Annotated in this window: 15 protein-coding genes; 7 read left to right on the top strand and 8 right to left on the bottom strand. The window is 69.3% G+C overall.

Going from position 1 to position 17,153, the window contains the following annotated elements; translation table 11 throughout:
- The first annotated feature begins 149 nt into the window (after positions 1–149).
- The 3 genes from ACO1X9_RS04160 to ACO1X9_RS04150 all read left to right on the top strand — a co-directional run bounded on the left by ACO1X9_RS04160 (position 150) and on the right by ACO1X9_RS04150 (position 2,326).
- Positions 150–509, top strand: coding sequence for a BlaI/MecI/CopY family transcriptional regulator (locus ACO1X9_RS04160; protein ID WP_486349571.1), 360 nt, complete (start codon positions 150–152; stop codon positions 507–509).
- Positions 510–537: 28 nt separating this feature from the next.
- A complete protein-coding gene (locus tag ACO1X9_RS04155) occupies positions 538–1,326 on the top strand; it encodes a M56 family metallopeptidase (RefSeq protein WP_486349570.1) in 789 nt (262 codons plus the stop codon).
- 202 nt (positions 1,327–1,528) lie between these two features.
- Positions 1,529–2,326, top strand: a complete 798-nt coding sequence (locus ACO1X9_RS04150) for a hypothetical protein (protein WP_486349569.1) — start codon at positions 1,529–1,531, stop codon at positions 2,324–2,326.
- Positions 2,327–2,363: 37 nt separating this feature from the next.
- Here ACO1X9_RS04150 and ACO1X9_RS04145 read toward each other — a convergent pair whose 3' ends face one another.
- On the bottom strand, positions 2,364–3,737 hold the full coding sequence (locus ACO1X9_RS04145; RefSeq protein ID WP_486349568.1) for an aminomethyl transferase family protein: 1,374 nt from the start codon (positions 3,735–3,737) through the stop codon (positions 2,364–2,366).
- A gap of 136 nt (positions 3,738–3,873) precedes the next feature.
- Here ACO1X9_RS04145 and ACO1X9_RS04140 point away from each other — a divergent pair, with 136 nt between their 5' ends.
- Positions 3,874–4,734 (top strand): IclR family transcriptional regulator, encoded by an 861-nt coding sequence (locus ACO1X9_RS04140; protein WP_486349567.1) that lies wholly within the window; start codon positions 3,874–3,876, stop codon positions 4,732–4,734.
- Positions 4,735–4,738: 4 nt separating this feature from the next.
- On the opposite strand, the gene ACO1X9_RS04135 is transcribed toward ACO1X9_RS04140, so the two are convergent.
- The 7 genes from ACO1X9_RS04135 to ACO1X9_RS04105 form a co-directional block, all read right to left on the bottom strand.
- Complete coding sequence (locus tag ACO1X9_RS04135) at positions 4,739–7,375, bottom strand: family 78 glycoside hydrolase catalytic domain (RefSeq protein ID WP_486349566.1); 2,637 nt, start codon at positions 7,373–7,375, stop codon at positions 4,739–4,741.
- Positions 7,372–8,319, bottom strand: a complete 948-nt coding sequence (locus ACO1X9_RS04130; RefSeq protein ID WP_486349565.1) for an alpha/beta hydrolase — start codon at positions 8,317–8,319, stop codon at positions 7,372–7,374. The genes ACO1X9_RS04135 and ACO1X9_RS04130 overlap by 4 nt, the downstream gene beginning before the upstream one ends.
- Before the next feature lie 12 nt (positions 8,320–8,331).
- Positions 8,332–9,219, bottom strand: a complete 888-nt coding sequence (locus ACO1X9_RS04125) for an ATP-binding cassette domain-containing protein (protein ID WP_486349564.1) — start codon at positions 9,217–9,219, stop codon at positions 8,332–8,334.
- On the bottom strand, positions 9,216–11,204 hold the full coding sequence (locus tag ACO1X9_RS04120; RefSeq protein WP_486349563.1) for a dipeptide/oligopeptide/nickel ABC transporter permease/ATP-binding protein: 1,989 nt from the start codon (positions 11,202–11,204) through the stop codon (positions 9,216–9,218). The genes ACO1X9_RS04125 and ACO1X9_RS04120 overlap by 4 nt, the downstream gene beginning before the upstream one ends.
- Positions 11,201–12,142 carry an ABC transporter permease gene (locus ACO1X9_RS04115; protein WP_486349562.1) on the bottom strand — a complete coding sequence of 314 codons (942 nt, stop codon included), beginning with the start codon at positions 12,140–12,142 and terminating at the stop codon, positions 11,201–11,203. The genes ACO1X9_RS04120 and ACO1X9_RS04115 overlap by 4 nt, the downstream gene beginning before the upstream one ends.
- Positions 12,143–12,206: 64 nt before the next feature.
- Entirely contained in the window at positions 12,207–13,757 is a 1,551-nt protein-coding gene (locus ACO1X9_RS04110; RefSeq protein ID WP_486349561.1) for an ABC transporter substrate-binding protein, read from the bottom strand.
- 196 nt (positions 13,758–13,953) lie between these two features.
- Positions 13,954–14,910: a LysR family transcriptional regulator gene (locus ACO1X9_RS04105; protein WP_486349560.1), complete on the bottom strand. Its 957-nt coding sequence runs from the start codon at positions 14,908–14,910 to the stop codon at positions 13,954–13,956.
- An 88-nt stretch (positions 14,911–14,998) separates the two neighbouring features.
- On the opposite strand from ACO1X9_RS04105, the gene ACO1X9_RS04100 reads away from it, so the two are divergent.
- From ACO1X9_RS04100 to ACO1X9_RS04090, 3 genes are read left to right on the top strand one after another with little or no spacing between them, the layout of a single operon-like run.
- Positions 14,999–15,547: a quercetin 2,3-dioxygenase gene (locus ACO1X9_RS04100; protein ID WP_486349559.1), complete on the top strand. Its 549-nt coding sequence runs from the start codon at positions 14,999–15,001 to the stop codon at positions 15,545–15,547.
- A complete protein-coding gene (locus ACO1X9_RS04095; protein ID WP_486349558.1) occupies positions 15,544–16,335 on the top strand; it encodes an alpha/beta hydrolase fold domain-containing protein in 792 nt (263 codons plus the stop codon). The genes ACO1X9_RS04100 and ACO1X9_RS04095 overlap by 4 nt, the downstream gene beginning before the upstream one ends.
- The gene (locus ACO1X9_RS04090; protein ID WP_486349557.1) at positions 16,332–17,147 is read left to right on the top strand and encodes a nucleoside hydrolase; all 816 of its coding nucleotides are present in this window, start codon (positions 16,332–16,334) and stop codon (positions 17,145–17,147) included. Before ACO1X9_RS04095 ends, ACO1X9_RS04090 begins: the two co-directional genes overlap by 4 nt.
- Positions 17,148–17,153 lie beyond the last annotated feature (6 nt).

Raw genomic sequence — 17,153 nt, 5'->3', positions numbered from 1 at the left:
TCCTTCCGAGGCGCACGGTGCGCCGCCGTCCAGGGTGTCGGTGCTCCGACCCTGCGAGCAGGGCCGAAAGTCCCGAGACCATCTTCTACGTCATGTAGAAGTATTTCTACACCCTGTCGAACTAGTTCGACGGCATGTAGAATCACTGAGTGGCCAACCTCGGACAGCTGGAGAACGCGGTCATGAGCGCGCTCTGGGATGCTGCGGAGCCGCTGTCGGCGTACGACCTGCTCCCCGGCCTCGAAGGAGCCGACTCCGGCAAGCCGCTCGCCGCGACGACGGTGCTCACCGTGCTCAGTCGGCTCGAGAAGAAGGGCTTCGTGACGGTCGACAAGACCGCACGGCCGCATCGCTACACCGCGACCGCCTCACGTGCGGACCATGTCGCCGAGCTGATGCACGAGGTGCTCGGCGAGTCGGCCGATCGCCGCGCCGTGCTCGAGCGGTTCGTGGGGGGCGTCTCGGCCGACGACGCGGCCTTGCTGCGGAAGCTGCTCGGTCGATCCTGAGTCGCAGGCCGCGCTCTAGCCTGGAGACATGATCGTCGACCCGGGTCCTGCGGCGATCGCGGCTGCTGCGCTCGGCGTCGTCGCCCTCGCGCTCGCGGTGCCCGTGCCCATCCTGCTCGCGCGGGCATCCTGGCCCACCGCGGCACCCGCGCGCGCCCTCGTGCTGTGGCAGGCGATCGCACTCGCCGGCGGCCTGTCGATGATCGGCGCGATCACGGGTGCGGGGATCGCACTCGTCCCGCACCACACCCTCCTCGGCGGCATCGTCCTCGGCGTCGCCGTCGGGCTCGCCGGGCACCTGCTCGGCCACCTCGCGGCGACGGTGCTCTCGGTCGCCCGTTCCCGGTCGCGGCACCGGGCTCTTCTCGACCTGCTCACGTCGCCCGACCCGTCACGGCCGTCGACGGTGATCCTCGACGCCCCGACGCCCGTCGCCTACTGCCTCCCACAGGGCTTCGGGTCGATCACGGTGCTCTCCCGCGGGCTCGTCGAGCGCCTCTCCCCCGACGAGCTCGCCGCGGTCATCGCCCACGAGCGCGCCCACCTGACGCAGCGGCACGACATCGTGCTCGTCGCGTTCCGCGCGTGGCACTCGGCGCTCCCGTGGTTCCCGATCGCCGCCCGCGCCGCCGAAGAAGTCGCGGTGCTCGTCGAGCTGCTCGCCGACGACACCGCCCGCCGGACGACCGCCGACGATGTGCTCGCCCGCGCGATCGTCACTGTCGCCGCCGCCCCGGAGGGTGCGCTGGTGGACGCCGGCTCTCACGTCGCCGCCCCGGCGCGGGCGCGCGAACGCGTACGTCGTTTGTTGAGCTGACCTCGATAAGCCGCGATCGCTTGTCGCGGATCCGGTCAAGGCACTACCGTGCATCAACGGTCGCGCCCCCGGCGGCCCGAGGTCCTTCAGGGAGGACAGCATGCCTGACGTTGCGACGCGCTCCGAGCAGGAGCGCAGGGAAAGCGTTCGCCCGATCGCCGCCATCGTGGCGCTCATCGTCGTGATACTCGCGGGAGTCGTCATGGTGCTCGCCGAACTCGGTCATTTCGGAGGCCTGACCGCCGTCTCTCCGGCGACGACGGTGGAAGTCGAGAAGCCGGATGTGACGGTGACGACAGAGCGTGAAACGGTGCTGGAGAACGGAACCGTGGTTCCCACCAAGGAGGTCGCCGTCACACTCGGCGGTACCGAATCCACGAGCACGACGGCAGCGTCCGACAACTCGCTCCTCGGAGTCGCCTCTCGCAACCCCGCGACCCGCTGGATCCTCGAGGGACTTCTCGCTGTCGTGGCGGGGTTCCTGGCGGGTGCGGCCACGCAACGGATCCTCCTCGGCCGCTACGGCCTGACCCTCGGGTCTCTCACGATCGCGGAGTTGCCCGACGTCACTCAGCCGCGGGCGGCGACTGCGCTCGCGAGCATCGATGCAGCGCGGGTGAAGAAAATCAGGATCAGCAACCTGATCGCGGAACCGCCAAAGTGGTGGCAGCTGGAGACGGCAGTCGTCGCGCCCGACGCAGACGACTTCAAGTTCGGCCGGGTCGCCGTGGAGGCGGCCGCCCGCGATCTCGCTCGCAAGCATGGACTCGCGCAACTCGCGAGCATTCGTGGGGTGCTCGAAACGCTCGCGAAGCTGGGACACATCGACGGGTCGCTTCAGAGCGGCTCATCCGACCTCATCGCGATCGGCGACGAAGTCTTCGCCGGCGCCGAAGTCGCTGCCGATGCGAAAACACCCCTGCACAACGCCTACGTGCGTGCGACGGTGAAGTTCGCCGACCTGCTCAGGGCTCGCCCTGCGACCGATAACGCCAACTGAGCGGACGCGCCGTGACTCGCCCGCCCAGTCCTCACACTCAGTTCGAGCGGTACACGCTCCGCGCGTAGTCGTGGTACGGCGCGGGCGCGACGGTCGCACGGATCTTCACCTGGCGGTGCGACTGGTCGACCTGCGGCTTGCGCGAGATCGGGTCCTCGCCCCAGACGACCTCGACGACCGTGCCCTCGGCGACGTCGTTGTCGAGAGTCGCGAGCGACATGTAGAGCTGGTCGAGGGCGACGTAGCCCGCGTCGGTCGAGATGCCCACCTGCTTCCCGTCGAGCTCGACGACATCCATCTGGTAGAAGCCGTACCGCGCCTTGGGGAAGTCGAGGAACTTCGCCGGGATGCCCGGCTCGACCTGCGACTTGACGATCGCGGCGACGTCGTCGGCGTTCCAGAGCAGCGTCACCTTGCGGCGGGCGGGCGCTGCGGCGATCTTCTCGAGCGCCTCGCGGCCGTGGAAGTCGTGGTCGAACTTGACGGAGCGTCCGAGGCCGAGGTCGAACGGAGTGAACTGGTAGTCGTGCACGTCGGTCGAGTAGAGCGAGCCGCCGATGGAGCCGGCACGGGCCGCGGGAAGCCACTCGCGGTACTCGGCGAAGTCGTCGTCCCAGATGGCCGGGAACGGCGTGGGCACCCATCCGGACTCGAGCGGCGACGACGAGTACGCCTTCGCACCCACCCGGCGGATGCCGTACTCCGCGCCCGCTTCCATCATCGCGTCGATGATCTTCTGCCCGTCGGCGTAGTTGCCGTAGAACTCGAAGCCGGGCTGCCCGGCCATGCCGTGACGCAGCGCCTTCACCGGCACCCCGGCGATCTCGAGGTCGGCGATGTGGAAGAACTTCACCTCGGGAACCGGCCCGCCCCAGAGCTTCTCCATGACGTGATCGGCCTCGGGCCCCTGGATCTCGTAGCGGAAGAACGTCGGGTCGTTGCCGGCGCCGCGCATGTTCGAGTTCGCCTCGAGTCGGTGGTGCACGTCCTTGCCGGCGGCTTCCGCCTTCTCGACGTTGAAGCGCACCCAGTCGATGAGGATGTGGTGGCCGACGAGCACGAGGCCTTCGCGGTCATCCGAGTTGTAGAAGAGGATGCCGTCGCCGATCAGGTAGCCGGCGTGATTGACGGCGATGAGCTGCTTGGCGACGCCCGCGCGGAAGGTGGCGAACGTGTTGGGCGAGATGCCCGACAGGATCTCGATGAGGTCGGAGCCGCCGAGGAAGAGCTGCGTCATGTGGTGCGACTGGTCCATGATCGCGACGCCCGTCGACCACGCGCGCTGCTCGTCGCGCCAGTTGGTGAACTCCGGCTGGATCGGGAAGGTGACCGACGGCCAGTCCTGATTGCGCAGCAGCTCCACGGGGCTGCCGACGCGGGCGACGGCCTGGGCCAGGCTCTCGGAAGTCATCGTCGAATCCTCTCTACGCGCGGCGTCGTCGATGGCGCTCGCGGCTTGGGGCGAGTGTAGGAGCCACCAGATGGAAGGTGCGTGGACGCTCTCTTTGAAAGGAAGTAGGGTGCCGGACACGAGCGAAGGAGCTTCCATGGCACGACAGTCCAACGGCGTCTCGGCGATCAGCCGCGTCGTGCAGGTGCTCGACACGTTCTCGTTCGAAGCCCCGTTCCTCTCCCTCAGCGAGATCGCGGAACGCGCCGGCATCCCGATGTCGTCGGCCCACCGCATCGTCACCGAACTCGTCGAACACGGACTGCTCGAACGGATGCCCGACCGCAGCTACCGGGTCGGCAACCGGCTCTGGGAGATGGGCAGCCGCACCCCCGGCGCGCTCGGCCTGCGTGAGATCGCGCTGCCGTTCCTGCACGCCATCCAGTCGCGCGTGCGCCAGCACACGCAGTTGCTCGTGCGATCGGGACTCGACATCCTCGTCATCGAGCGTCTGTCGTCACGGGATGCCGTCGTCAACGCGTCGATCGTCGGCGGCCGCACACCCATGCAGCTCTCGTCGAGCGGCATCGTGTTCCTCGCCTCCGCGGATGAGGACCTCGTGCCGGCGATCGTCGAGCGCGGCCTCGCGCCGATCACCCCCCACAGCCTCCGCACGGAGGCCGAGTTGCGCTCAGCGGTCGAAGCGGCTCGGCACGACGGTTACGCGGTGTCCCGCGGTTGGATCTTCGAGGAGTCCCGGGGCATCGCGGTGCCGGTGAAGGGCTCGCAGGACGTCGTCGTCGGCACCGTGAGCGTCGTCGGACCCAACGACGACTCCCCCGTCGACGACCTCGTGCGGCTGCTGCGGCTCGCCGCCGACGGGATCTCCGACGCGCTGCTGCGGAGCTACCTGCCCGCGGGCCACCCGCGAGCGCGACCCGGCGGGGTCTACCGCCAGCTCGTGTCGTCGTCGGAGCGGTCGATGGAGTACTTCGAGCATCTGCTCGAGGATCACTGAGCGGTCAGACGTCGAAGGCGTCCCGGTGCACCGCTCCGGGAACGAGGTCGATCCTGCGACCCGCCGCGACGAGCACACCGCGCACCCCGAGCGGCAGGTCCACCTCCATCTCGACGGTGTCGCCCGACCGTCGCCAGCGCGTCGCGATCCGCCCGTAGGGACTGTCGATCACGCCCCGCACCGAGTCGAGTCCGATCGCGAAGTCGGGCTCGATCACGACGTCCCGATATCCGGGCGAAGCCGGACGGATGCCCGCGGCTCGTCGGTAGAGCACGTCGTCGACGCAGCCGAACGCGTAGTGGTTGAGCGACACGGTGCGGGGCGTGCCGTCCTCGGCGACCGCGTCCCAGGACTCCCAGATCGCCGTCGCGCCGCGGTCGACTTCGGCCAGCCAGGACGACGCCCGATCCTGCCAGAGGATCGTCCGCGCGAGGTCTGCGTGCCCGTTCTCCCAGAGCACGTCGAGCAGGTACGGCACCGACAGGAATCCGGTATCGAGCCGATCCCCGCGCGCGTGGATGAGCCGCACGAGGTGGTCGATCAGCAGGGGGCGAAGCTCGGCGGAGACCATGTCGAAGGCGAGCGCGACGACGTACGGCCCCTGCAGGTCGACCGGCAGCCGACCGTCGACATCCACGTACCCCACCTCGAACGCCGCCCGCACGGCGGCGGCCCGCGCGGTCAGTTCCGGACCCTGGGAGCGACCCAGGATGTCGGCCATCGCCGCCACGACATCGAGTGCTCGCGCCTCGAACATCGGCGCCAAGAGGTGCGACGTCAACGCCGGGGCGATGCCGACGCCCTCGTGGAACGGCTTGCCTTCGAGCGTCGACGGGGCGAGCCAGTCACCGAACCCCGGGAGCGGTTCCGACGCGCCGTCGAGGAAATCGACCCAGGCGAGCGCCGCGTCGAAGTTCTCCTCGAGCAGCCGACGATCACCGAAGCGCTCATAGAGCGTCCACGGCACGAAGGCGATGGCGTCGCTCCAGCCCGCCGCAGCGACGATGCCGCCGATGCCCTCGCCGTTCGCCGTCGACTCGGCGTCGTGCGGCGACCACGGGGAGATGATCGGTACCCGGCCGTCGGGCAGCTGATCGGCGCGGAGATTGGCGAGCCAACGGCCGAGAAAGGGAGCGACCATCGCGTTGGAGGCAGCCGCGGGAGCGAACACCTGGGCGTCGCCCGTCCAGCCGGCTCGTTCGCGCTGCGGGCAGTCGGTCGGGATGGACAGGAAGTTGCCGCGTTGGCTCCACACGACGTTCTCATGGAGCCGTTGCAGTCGCGCGTCGGAGAACTCGAGCTCGCCCGTCTCGCGGAGGTCGCTCGCGAGCACGACGCCCACGATGTCCTCCGGACGGGGCGCCGACCGAAGCCCGCGGAGTCGCACGTAGCGGAAGCCGTGGAAGGTGAAGGCCGGCTCCCACGTCTCCACCGTTCGTCCCGCGGCGACGTAGACGTCGGTCTGCTCCTTGTTGATGCCGTCGATGTTGACGAACCAGGCGCCCTCGGCATCCAGGGTCTCGGTGTGCTCGAGCGAGATTTCGTCGCCATCCTCGGCGTCGCGCAGCGTGAGGCGCACTCGACCTGCGATCACCTGGCCGAGATCGATGATCCAGCCACCCCCCGGCTCGGCGGTCACCGAGGCCGCCGGCAGTTCCCGGATGCGACGCACCGGCTCCCCGGCGAACGGCACAAGCATCGACACGTCGTTCCCGGCGACCTTCACCGGAGTCCAGAGCCGCGCATCGCCGGCAGGGGTGCTCCAACTCGTCTCGGCGAGACGGGCATCGAATCGCTCCCCGATGAACAGGTCAGCGTAGCTCCATGGCCCGGGGCGCGAGACGACGGAACGGTCGGAGTGGACGACCAGCGCGCCTGCGTCGGTTTCGACGTGCAGCTGCCACAGCGCCGCCGTGCGGTCGCCGAACTGGGCGCTCGAGCCCGAGAGTCCGATACGTCCCGCCCACCAGCCGTCGGCGAGCGCGACGCCGAGCGCGTTCGCGCCCGGCTGCAGCATGGCGGTGACGTCGTACGCCTGCACCGAGGTGCGGTGGAGGTAGCTATCGAATCCGGGGGCCAACACCTCGTCGCCCACCGGGGCGCCGTTCAGCTCCGCCGTGTAGACGCCGTGCGCCGTCGCGTACAGCCGCGCCCGTAGGGGAACGCCAGGCAGGTCGAACTCTTGCCGCAACAACTGAGGCGGATGCAAGCGCCTCGCGATCGACGCCTCAGGGCGAATCCCTCGGATCCAGTCGAGCAGTGTCCAGCGCTCGGTCACGACCGACGGCGCGATCGGCTCGACCCACGACGCGCTCCAGTCCTCCGGGACGAAGAGCCCGGTACCGAAGGTCGACTCGGCCCACGCACCGGGCACCGGGGACCCCGCTGCCCACAGACGCACCCTCCAGCGGTAGTCAGCTCCCGAGGCGAGGTCGGGATGCGACATCTCGATGAGGTGGCTCTCGTCGCTCTCCACTCGGCCGGAGGCGGCGACGACGGTATCCGAGGCATCCCGAAGCTCGAGTTCGTAGGCGACCTGTTCGACGTCGCGCACCCACGAAAAGCGTGGGCGGCGGGTAGCGATCGCGAGGGGTGCGTCGAGGTACTCGACCCGGAGGTGCGAGGGCCCATCCACGGTCATGCTCGGAGTGCGTCCGCGAAGAAGTCGAGCGTGCGATCGACGGCAGCCAACGCGGGCGTGCGGTTGAGGTGACCGTGCAGCATGCCCTCCGCGAGCTGTAGCTCGACAGGGATGCCGAGGGCTCTCAGCTCATCGGCGAGAAGTTCGCCCGACGGGCGCAGGGTGTCGTACTCGTCGGGTGCGATGAACGCGGCCGGCATCCCGGTGAGGTCGAAGTTGCCCGGAGCATAGCCCGCCGGGATCTCGTCGACAGTTCCCAGATAGTTGAGAAGCATCATCTGCGCGAACTCGCCATCGGAGTGCAGGGGGGCGGGGAAGGTGGACATCTCGAGGAGGGTCGCCTCGCCGAGCGGCGGGACCGGGTGGTGGACCAGCGGGTAGGCGAGCAGCATCGACCGAGGAAGGGTGCCGCCCCCGACCCGCACCCGCATCGTGGCAGCCGTCGCCAGATTGCCCCCCGCACTTGCGCCGCCGATCGAGAGCCGGGCGGGGTCGGCGCCCAGGGCGGCGGCCTCGATGACGAACCACTGCCACGCCGCCTCGACGTCGTCGAGCGGCACCGGGAAGCGCACTCCGTCGCGCGCAAGCCGGTAGTCGACCGTGACCGTGACGGCACCGGCGCGCGCCGCCAGCTCGTGGCAGACGATCCACGACTCCGGCATGTCGATGTCGCCGAACTGGAAGGCACCCCCGTGCATCCAGAGCAATCCCGGGGCGTCGTCGGCGAGCTGTTCGGGGCGGTAGATCCTCACACGAATCGGACCGTGGGGACCGAGAACCGATCGTTCGTCAGTGCTCACGCCACCCGGGGCGACGTAGGGCTCAGCGTCGGACTCGTACCGGGCAAGCGCCGCGCGGCCCTCGGGGTCGGCGAACATCTCCGGAAACGATCGGTAGGGCCGCAGGTTCTCGGCCTGCATCGCGAGGAAGGGATCCAGGGGCATGCGCGGCGGCGTTCAGGCGGATCTCTCGGCGACGTACTCGGCTCGCAAGCGAGCCCACACCGCACGCCGTCGGGCCTGCTCATCGGGGTCCGGCACCGGTGAGGCCGCCATGAGAACGCGGGTGTAGGGGTGCTGCGGGTCTCGGACGACGTCGCGTGTCAGGCCCTCCTCCATGACCTTGCCGCGGTAGAGGACGACGACACGCTGGGCGAGCAACTCGACGACGGCGATGTCGTGCGCGATGAAGAGGTAGCCGAGGTCGAAACGATCCCTCAGGTCGGCGAGCAGGTTGAGGACCTGAGCCTGGGTCGACAGGTCGAGCGCGCTGACCGCTTCGTCGCACACCACCAGACGCGGATCGGTGACCAGTGCCCGCGCGATCGCGATGCGCTGCCGCTGACCGCCCGAGAACTGCCGGGGGAAGCGCTCCCGGGCGTCGCCCGGGAGACCGACCGACTCGAGGGTGGCAACGGTGCGGCGCACCCGTTCGACCTTCGCGACCCCGGCGACTCGGAGCGGCTCCTCGATCGCGTCTCCGATCGGTCGCCTCGGGTTGAGCGACGAGAACGGATCTTGGAAGACCGCGCGGAGATCACCGTGCAGCTCCCGGCGCTGCGCGGGGCTCGCCGCGGTGATGTCCCGGCCCTGGAAGAGGATCTGCCCGCTCGTCACCGGCTGGAGGCCGAGGATCGCCTTGCCGATGGTGGTCTTCCCGGAGCCGGACTCACCCACCAACCCGAGGGTCTCCCCCGGCGCGATGGTGAAGGAGACGCCATCGACGGCGGGCGCGCTCTTGCGACCGTACCTGACCACGAGGTCGCGTACCTCGAGCAAGGGCACCTCGGCGACCGTCGTCGAGCCGGAGCCGGAGACGATGTCCGGGCTGGGGGTGGCGGTCATGATGCGGCTCCCTCGGCCTCGGGCTCGATCCACTCGGCCTGGCGTCCGATGACCTCGTCATGGCGAATGCAGCGAACCTGCCCGACGCCTTCGCGGCGGGGTTCGAGAGGGATCGGCACCGAGCAGGCCGCGATCGCGAACCTGCAGCGCGGCGCGAACCGGCATCCCCGCGGCCAAGAACCCGGAGCCGGGACCTGTCCGGGGATGGAGGCGAGGTGCGTCGAATCGGTGATCTGCATCGCCGCATGCGGATTCGAGGCGAGAAGCGCCATCGTGTATGGCTGCTCCGAGCGGGTCAGCACGTCGCGCACCGACCCCGTCTCGACGAGCTGACCCGCATACATCACGGCGACGTCGTCGCAGATGTCGGCCACCACTCCGAGGTCATGGGTGACGAGCAGGATGGACATGTCGCGACCGCTGACGAGTTCTCGCAGGAGAGCCAGGATCTCCGCCTGAACCGTGACGTCGAGCGCGGTCGTGGGTTCGTCCGCGATGAGCAGCCGCGGCTGGCCCGCGAGCGCGAGCGCGATCGCGACGCGCTGCGCCATTCCTCCCGAGATCTCGTGGGGATAGAGCCGCAGCACGCGGAGGGGGTCGACGATTCCCACGTCGTCCAGCAGCGTGGCGGCGATGTTGCGGGCCTCGGTCCGCCCTACACGTCGGAGTCGACGCACGGTGGCGGCGAGCTGCCAGCCGACGGTGAACATGGGGTCGAGCGCCCGCGTGGGCTCCTGGGAGATGTAGGCGATCTCGTGACCGCGCACCCGGGCGAGGGCGGACTCCTCTGCCGAAGCCAGGTCGACGCCTCCCCAGAGGATGCGCCCCGAGGTGACCGAGAGGCCGGGGCTCAGGAGCCCGAGCACCGCATACGACGTGACGCTCTTGCCGCACCCGGATTCGCCGACGAGGCCCGTGACCCGCCCGGGTGTGATACGCAGCGAGACGCCCGTCACCAGGTCGGGCCCGTCGTCGAGTGAGATCACGAGGTCGTCGATCACGAGCTCTCCCGGCTGACTGTTCGGAACCGCGGAGACGCCTCCGGCTTCCGACGCTGCCGCCGAGACTGCCTGCACGGGGCGACGACGACGCTTGCGCAGCGCGACGAGGGGCGGAGGGGTGGCGTTCCCACCCGACACGATGTCGGCCAACCCGTTCGCCGCGATGAGGGTCAGCGCAAGTACCCCGCCGGTCGGCACCATCAGCCACGGCTGCTGGAAGATGACCTTCGAGGCGGCCTGGATCATGCCGCCCCAGGTAGGTTCCGGTGGCTGGGGGCCGAAGCCGATGAAGGCGAGACCGGCCTGCATCATGATGCCTACGCCGAAAATCAGGACGAACTGCACGACGACCGTGCTGGCCATGTTGGGAACGACGTGGCGCAGGCTGGCCGCGAAGGGCCGCACGCCGTCGACGGCGGCGGCCTCCACGAACAGCTGCTTGTGCAGCGACCGCGCCTGGCCGATGAGAATCCGGTAGAGCCCACCGAACAGCATGACGCCCAGAAGCACCATCACGAGCAGCATCTCGCGACCGACGGCCGCGATGAACGCGAGGATGATGACGGTGCCCGGCAGCGACATCAGGATCTCGCTCACCCGGTTGGCGATCTGCTCGGCGATCGTGCTGCGCGAGGCCACGAGCACGACGGGCAGGGTCACGGCGAGCGCGACGATCGGTGCTACGCAGGCGAGGGCCAGCGTCGAGGCCGCGGCCGTCACGATGCGCGCCAGGATGTCGCGGCCGACCTCGTCGGTGCCCAGCCAGTGCGCAGCGCTCGGCCCTTGGAGCACCGCCGTGAGGTCGTTCTGGATCGGCCCGTACGGCAACCAGAGCGGCGCGCTCAACGAAGCCAGGATCAGGATCACGAGCCAGGCAAGCGCGGCGACGCCGAACGGGGAACGCAGGACACGGCCCGTGGCTCCGGGCGGGACGCGGCGGTCCCGCATCCGTATGCGGGCGATCGACGTGGTGGACGCGCTCATGAGGTACGCAGTTTCGGGTCGAGGAAGCGGTTGAGGAGTTCGAGCGCGAAGTTGATGACGACGACGACGAGCGTCGCGACGAGGACGAGCGCTTGAACGAACGGCAGATCGGCGGAGCCGACGGCGACCTGCATGGCCTGCCCGATGCCGGGGAGCGCGAACAGGGTCTCGATGATGACGGAGCCGCCGAAGAGCAGGATGAACTGGATCGCGATGCTCGCGAGGATCGGGAGGCTCGCACTCCGCAGAGCATGCACGCCGATGATGCGGTGCTGCGGGGTGCCGACGGCTCGCAGGGTGCGGATGTGCTCCTGGGCCAGGGCCTCGGCCATCGACGCGCGCGCTTGACGGGCGATGAACCCAGCGGTGGTGACGGCGATGGTGAGGACGGGAAGCACGAGCGACGCGATCGACCGCCCCGGATCGTTGGCGAAGGGCACGAAACCGGTGGCCGGGAGGAGTCGAAGCTGCACGGCGAAGACGAGGACGAGGAGGATGCCGAACCAGAAGGGAGGCAGGGAGAGCAGCAGGCCGGAGACGGCCGTGATGAGCCGGTCGGGCAACCCGCCCCGGACGGCGGCGAACACGCCGAGCGTGACGCCGATCACGCCGCTGAGCAGCGCTCCCCCGACCGCGAGCGCGGCCGTGACGGGGAGCCGCTTCAGGATGTCGGTGCCGATGTCGCGACCGTCGACGAGCGAATTCCCCAGGTCGCCGGTCACGACCGTGCCGAGCCACCGCAGCAGCTGGATGTGCCACGGGTCGAACCAACCCACGGAGACGTTGTACTGGTAGATGGTCTCCGGCGTGCCGTTCGCGCCGAGTGCCACGCCGCCGGGCGTCGATCCGGACAGGTGCACGAGCACGAAGGCCGCGAGCGACGCGACGACGAGCGTGAGAAGCGCGAACGCGAGTCGGATCAGGAGGAATCGGATCATGGTTCGGGAGTTTCCGGTGAGGGACCGGGGGCGCCGCTGCGTGCTGCGACGCCCCCGGTCGCGGTCAGGACGCCGGCTGGATCGACGGAAGGAGCGGGAACGGCTCCGCGCCGGGGAACGTGGCACCCGAGACCTTCGAGGAGTCGTAGCCCCAGTGCGACTCGCGCTCGTACAGCGGGATGAGCCACGCCGAGTCGACGATCGCCCGGTTCAGGTCCTGGAGTGCGGACTCACGCGACGCGTCATCCTGTGCGCCGAGCAGAGCACCGGTCGCGCCGTTGATCGCGTCGTTCTGAGCGCCGTGGAAGTTCGCGAACCCGAACAGCACGCCGAAGATGTTGCCGGCCGGGTTCGTCCAGGTGAGCACGATCGGTCCACCGAGCGGCGTCGTCCGGACTGCGGCGAAGATCTCTTCGGTCGAGGAGGCGTTGGTCAGCGTCACCTCGACTCCGATCGCCTCCCAGTACGGCTGGATGGCTTCCAGATCGCGCTGGCTGTCGCCGCTCACGACGAACTCGAAGGAGAATCCATCGGGATATCCGGCTTCGGCGAGCAGTTCACGCGCGAGCTCCGGGTCGTAAGCGTACTCGTCCTCGAGCTCCGCAATGTAGCCGGGGCTGTCGAGGGGCAGGGCGCTGGCGGTCGGACGCTCGCCGGGGTAGAGACCCTCCACGAACGCCTCGCGATCGATCGCGATCGAGAGAGCTCGGCGCACGTTCTCGTCGCCGAACGCCGGAACGACGGCGCCCGACTTGTCGAACGGGAGGAGGTTGAAGATGCTGCCGCCGTTGGAGAGGAGCGACTTCCCGCCCGACTCGACCTGTGCGAGTGCGGTGGGCACGACCGACGCAAAGTCGACGTCGCCGGAGATGACGGCATTGACTCGGGCCTGCGGGTCGGTGATCGGCCGGAACTCGTACGCTTCGAAGGGGTACTCGCCCGCATCCGGGTGGTCCGCCTTCTTCGTCAGCAGGTAGGTGTTGCCCTTGACGCTCGCGTCGCCGTCGATCTGAAGCGGACCGGAGCCGTCGGCGGCGGAGTCGAGCCCGTCACGATCGGCGACGCCGGTGGGACCCACGATCGCGCCGGCCGGGAAGACGAGGTTCGCCTCGAAGCCCTCGCTGGCAGTGGGGAAGACGAGCGTCACGGTGTCCTCGTCGACGACGACGACCTCGCCGATCGGGGTCTCGCCACCCTCGGCGAACCCGTTGTACGCCGAGAGGTCGGGGTCCCCACGGAAGTCGAGGTTCTGCTTGACGAGCTCGGCGGAGAGCGTCGAGCCGTCGGCGAACGTCGCTGACGTGTCGAGCTCGAGCGTGAGCTCTGTCTTGTCCTCGTTGTAGGCGAACTCCGTCACGAGGTCGGGAACGACCTGCGCGTCCGCGTCGAGAGTGAAGAGCGAGTCGTAGACCCCCTCGAAGAACATGCGCTGACCACTGCCGTAACGCAGCGGGTCGTACCCGAACGCGGCCTGGTCGGAGTCGAGGGCGATGACGAGACGCGAGTCGTTGCTCGCGGCGCCCGTGCAGCCGGTGAGGGCGAGGGCGGTCGCGGCGACGGCCGCCATCGCGAGCGCGCCGCGCGCGGCGCGGGTGATGCGGGGTGTGGGTGCCATGTGGGGTGATGCCTCCATACAGTCATTGGACAGGGCAGTGGCTGATGCGGCTCGTGGCGAAGTCGACCATCGGTCACCGCCCTCCGGACGTGCTGGAGGACGTTCAGGCTGACGCCGTCGTGAGCTGCATTCCCATGGTCACCGGGCGCGGGCCCCCGTGGCCAGTTCGAACTCCCTATTGACCGTTAGGCGACGACTAACGTGACGTGGCCCGGGCCTCGCTCGTCATCGACCACGAGGGCGCCGTGGCGAGGGCGAGTTCGAAGAACGCGTCCACGGCGGGGCGTGCCGGACGCGCGAGCGAACAGAGCAGGATCGTCGTCGGCTCGATGTCGACGATGCGCACGAACGCGATGTTGTCCCGGCGATAGTGCAGCGCTGCCGACGCCGACGCGATGTTGACACCGACCCCCGTCGCGACGAGTTCGAGGATGCCGTCGAAGTCGTCGGCCGTCGGGCCGCGCCGGGGACTCGAGCCGTCGGGCCGCGGGTTGACCATCCACCAGTCGAGCGTCTGTTGCGCGCCCTGCCGTCCGTTGCCCGAGGCGCCGACGAACACCTCGTCGCCGAGCTCCGAGATGCTCACCTCGCTGCGCTCGGCGAGGCGGTGATCGCTGCGCATGACGAGCACGCGCGGCTCCCGCCAGAGCGGATGCGTCCGGATGCGATCGTCGGGCTCCATGGGAGCAGGCGAGAACGAGACATCCACCGTGCCGGCGAGAAGCTCGTCGCGGGTGTCGAAGAAGCCCAGGCGCCGCATCTCGAGACGCACCCTCGGCATCCGCTGCATCGCGTTGGACAGGATCGAGGTGGTGAGTGACCCCGCGCCGGCCGCGACGACGCCGATCCTGAGCAGCGTGTCGTCGCCGCCGGTACGTGTCCGTGCCCAACGGAGCACGTCCTCGTGGTCGTCGCGCACCCGGCGCGCGAGCGGCAGCAGCTCGGCGCCCGCGGCGGTCAGCTCGACCTTTCGCGGGGATCGCTCGAAGAGCTTCACGCCGATGGTCTGCTCGAGCTTGCTGATCTGCTGGCTCAGCGACGGTGCCGAGATGCTGAGCGCTGCAGCCGCGCGGCCGAAGTGGAGTTCGTCGGCCAGTGCGCAGAAGTAGCGCAGCACGTGCAGCGGGATGTCCATGCCCTGCATTTTAGGCATGGCCTAACGCTCGGTAGGAAGTTCGAACTGGCGTGATGCGCGGACACGAGCGCAAGATCGGCCTTGCTTGCTTACAAGGAGGTACAGCGTGTCCAGCACCCAGCCCGTCACCGGGAACCCCAACGACCCGTTCGCGGGGATCCTGCCGGGGAAGCCCACCCCGTTCTATCTCGCCAACGGCGAGGGCGAGAAGTCGGTCGTGTTCGACCAGCTCTTCACGATCCTGCTGAGCGCCGACGAGACCGAGGGCAACTACGGCGCCTTCACGTGCGAGGCGCCCAAGGGCGACATGATCCCGCCGCACCTGCACAAGACCGCGCACGAGATCTTCTACGTCGTCGACGGCTCCATCACGGTGTGGATGAACGACCAAAAGGGCTTCGAGGGCAAGCGCACCCTGAAGACCGGCGATTTCGGATTCGTACCGATCGACACCGTGCACGCATTCCGGATGGAGGCGCCGACGAAGGTCTTCGGCGTGAACTCGGGCGCGTTCGAGCGTTTCTTCCACGCGATGGGCACCCCCACGCAGGAGACCGGCATTCCGCAGGTGCCCTACATCACGCCGATCGAGCAGATGATCGCGGCCGGCCAGAAGTTCGGCACCGTGTTCATGCCGGACTTCAAGTTCGAATGACACGCGAGGTCGTTCGAGACCTCCCGTTCGCGGAGTACCCCGGATTCCGCCCCGTCACCCTCGATCTGCACCGGCCGGCGGGTGACGGGCCGCATCCCGTCGTGTTGCAACTTCACGGCGGTGGATGGCGTGGCGGCACCCGCGCGCGGTTCAGCCCGCTCGCGTCGGAAGCCGACTCCTTCGGCCGCATCGCCGAGGCGGGTTTCGCGATCATCGCGGCTGACTACCGGCTGAGCGGCGAGGCCGTGTTCCCTGCCCAGGTCGACGACGTCGAAAGCGCGCTCACCTGGATCCGCGAGCACGCGAGCGAGTACGACCTGGATGCCGATCGCGTCGTGCTGTGGGGCGGCTCGGCCGGCGGCACACTCGCCGCACTCGTCGGTCTGACCTCGCCCCCGGGTGTACGCGGCGTGATCGATTGGTACGGTCCGTCGGACCTGAGCGAGATGGCGCGGTTCTCCGCGGAGCACGGCGAACAGGAGCCGACGCGCGAAGACCTGTGGCTCGGCGCCCCGGTACTCTCGGTGCCCGAACTGGCCGCGTCCGCGAGTCCCGTCCGTCAGGTGCGGGCCGGCGCGCCCCCGTTCCACCTCGCTCACGGCACCGATGACGAGAGCGTCTCGCCCGAGCAGAGCACGGCGCTCGCGGCAGCGCTGACCGTCGCCGGCGTCCCGGTCGAGCTGCACCTCGAGCCCGGGGTCGGTCACTTCTGGCAGCACGCGAGTGCGGAGACCTCCGCTGCCCTCTTCGACCGGGCGATCGCCTTCGCCCAGCGCGTGACGGCATGAGCGCCGAGGGCTGGAAGCTCGTTCCGCGCCGCCGCGTGATCGTCGACAATGACTGGGCCGGCGATCCGGACGGGCTGCTCGCGCTCGCCCATCACCTGCTCTCCCCGACCGACGACGTGCGGCTCGTCACGAGTTCGTTCATCCCGCCGCTCTTCCCCGGCTCGGCCGACGGAGCGGCGCGCGGCCTGGCTCTCGCCGCAGACCTGGCCGCACTCACCGGCGCGAGGGTGACGATGGCGGCAGGATCGGAGTCCCCCGATCCTCAGGCAGCGGACGCGGCGGATGCGGCGCGCGCGATCGTCGACGAGGCGCGGCGCGCCGAGGACCTCCCGCTCGTGCTGGTGTGCGCGGGCCCACTCACGAACGTCGCCGCGGCGGTGCGGCGGATGCCGAGCCTCGGCGAGAGCACCCGCCTGGTCTGGGTAGGCGGATCGAGGGCCGAGACGTTCGAGTACAACCGCGACATGGATCCCGACGCCGCCGCGGACGTGTTCGCCACGCCCGGCCTTCAGATCGACCAGATCCCCCTCGAGACCTACCGGTCCGTGCGGTGCTCGGTCGCCGAGCTCCGCACACGCCTCGAGGACTCCGGCCGCCTCGGACAGTGGATCTGGCGCCGCTTCGCGGAGCTCGACATCCCGCCCGGTTTCCCACTCGGCGAGACGTGGGCGCTGGGCGACAGCCTGCCGCTCCTCGCGGCGGCGCTCGAGAACGACGATGTCGCGTGGGAGAGCCCCTCACCTGGAGTGCGGCTGCTCGTCCGGGCCGATGCCCGGATGCTCATCGAAGACTTCTTCGCGAAGCTCCGCTGACAACGA

Source organism: Pseudolysinimonas sp. (genome assembly GCF_057350545.1).
This window is presented reverse-complemented; position numbering and strand designations above follow the sequence as displayed.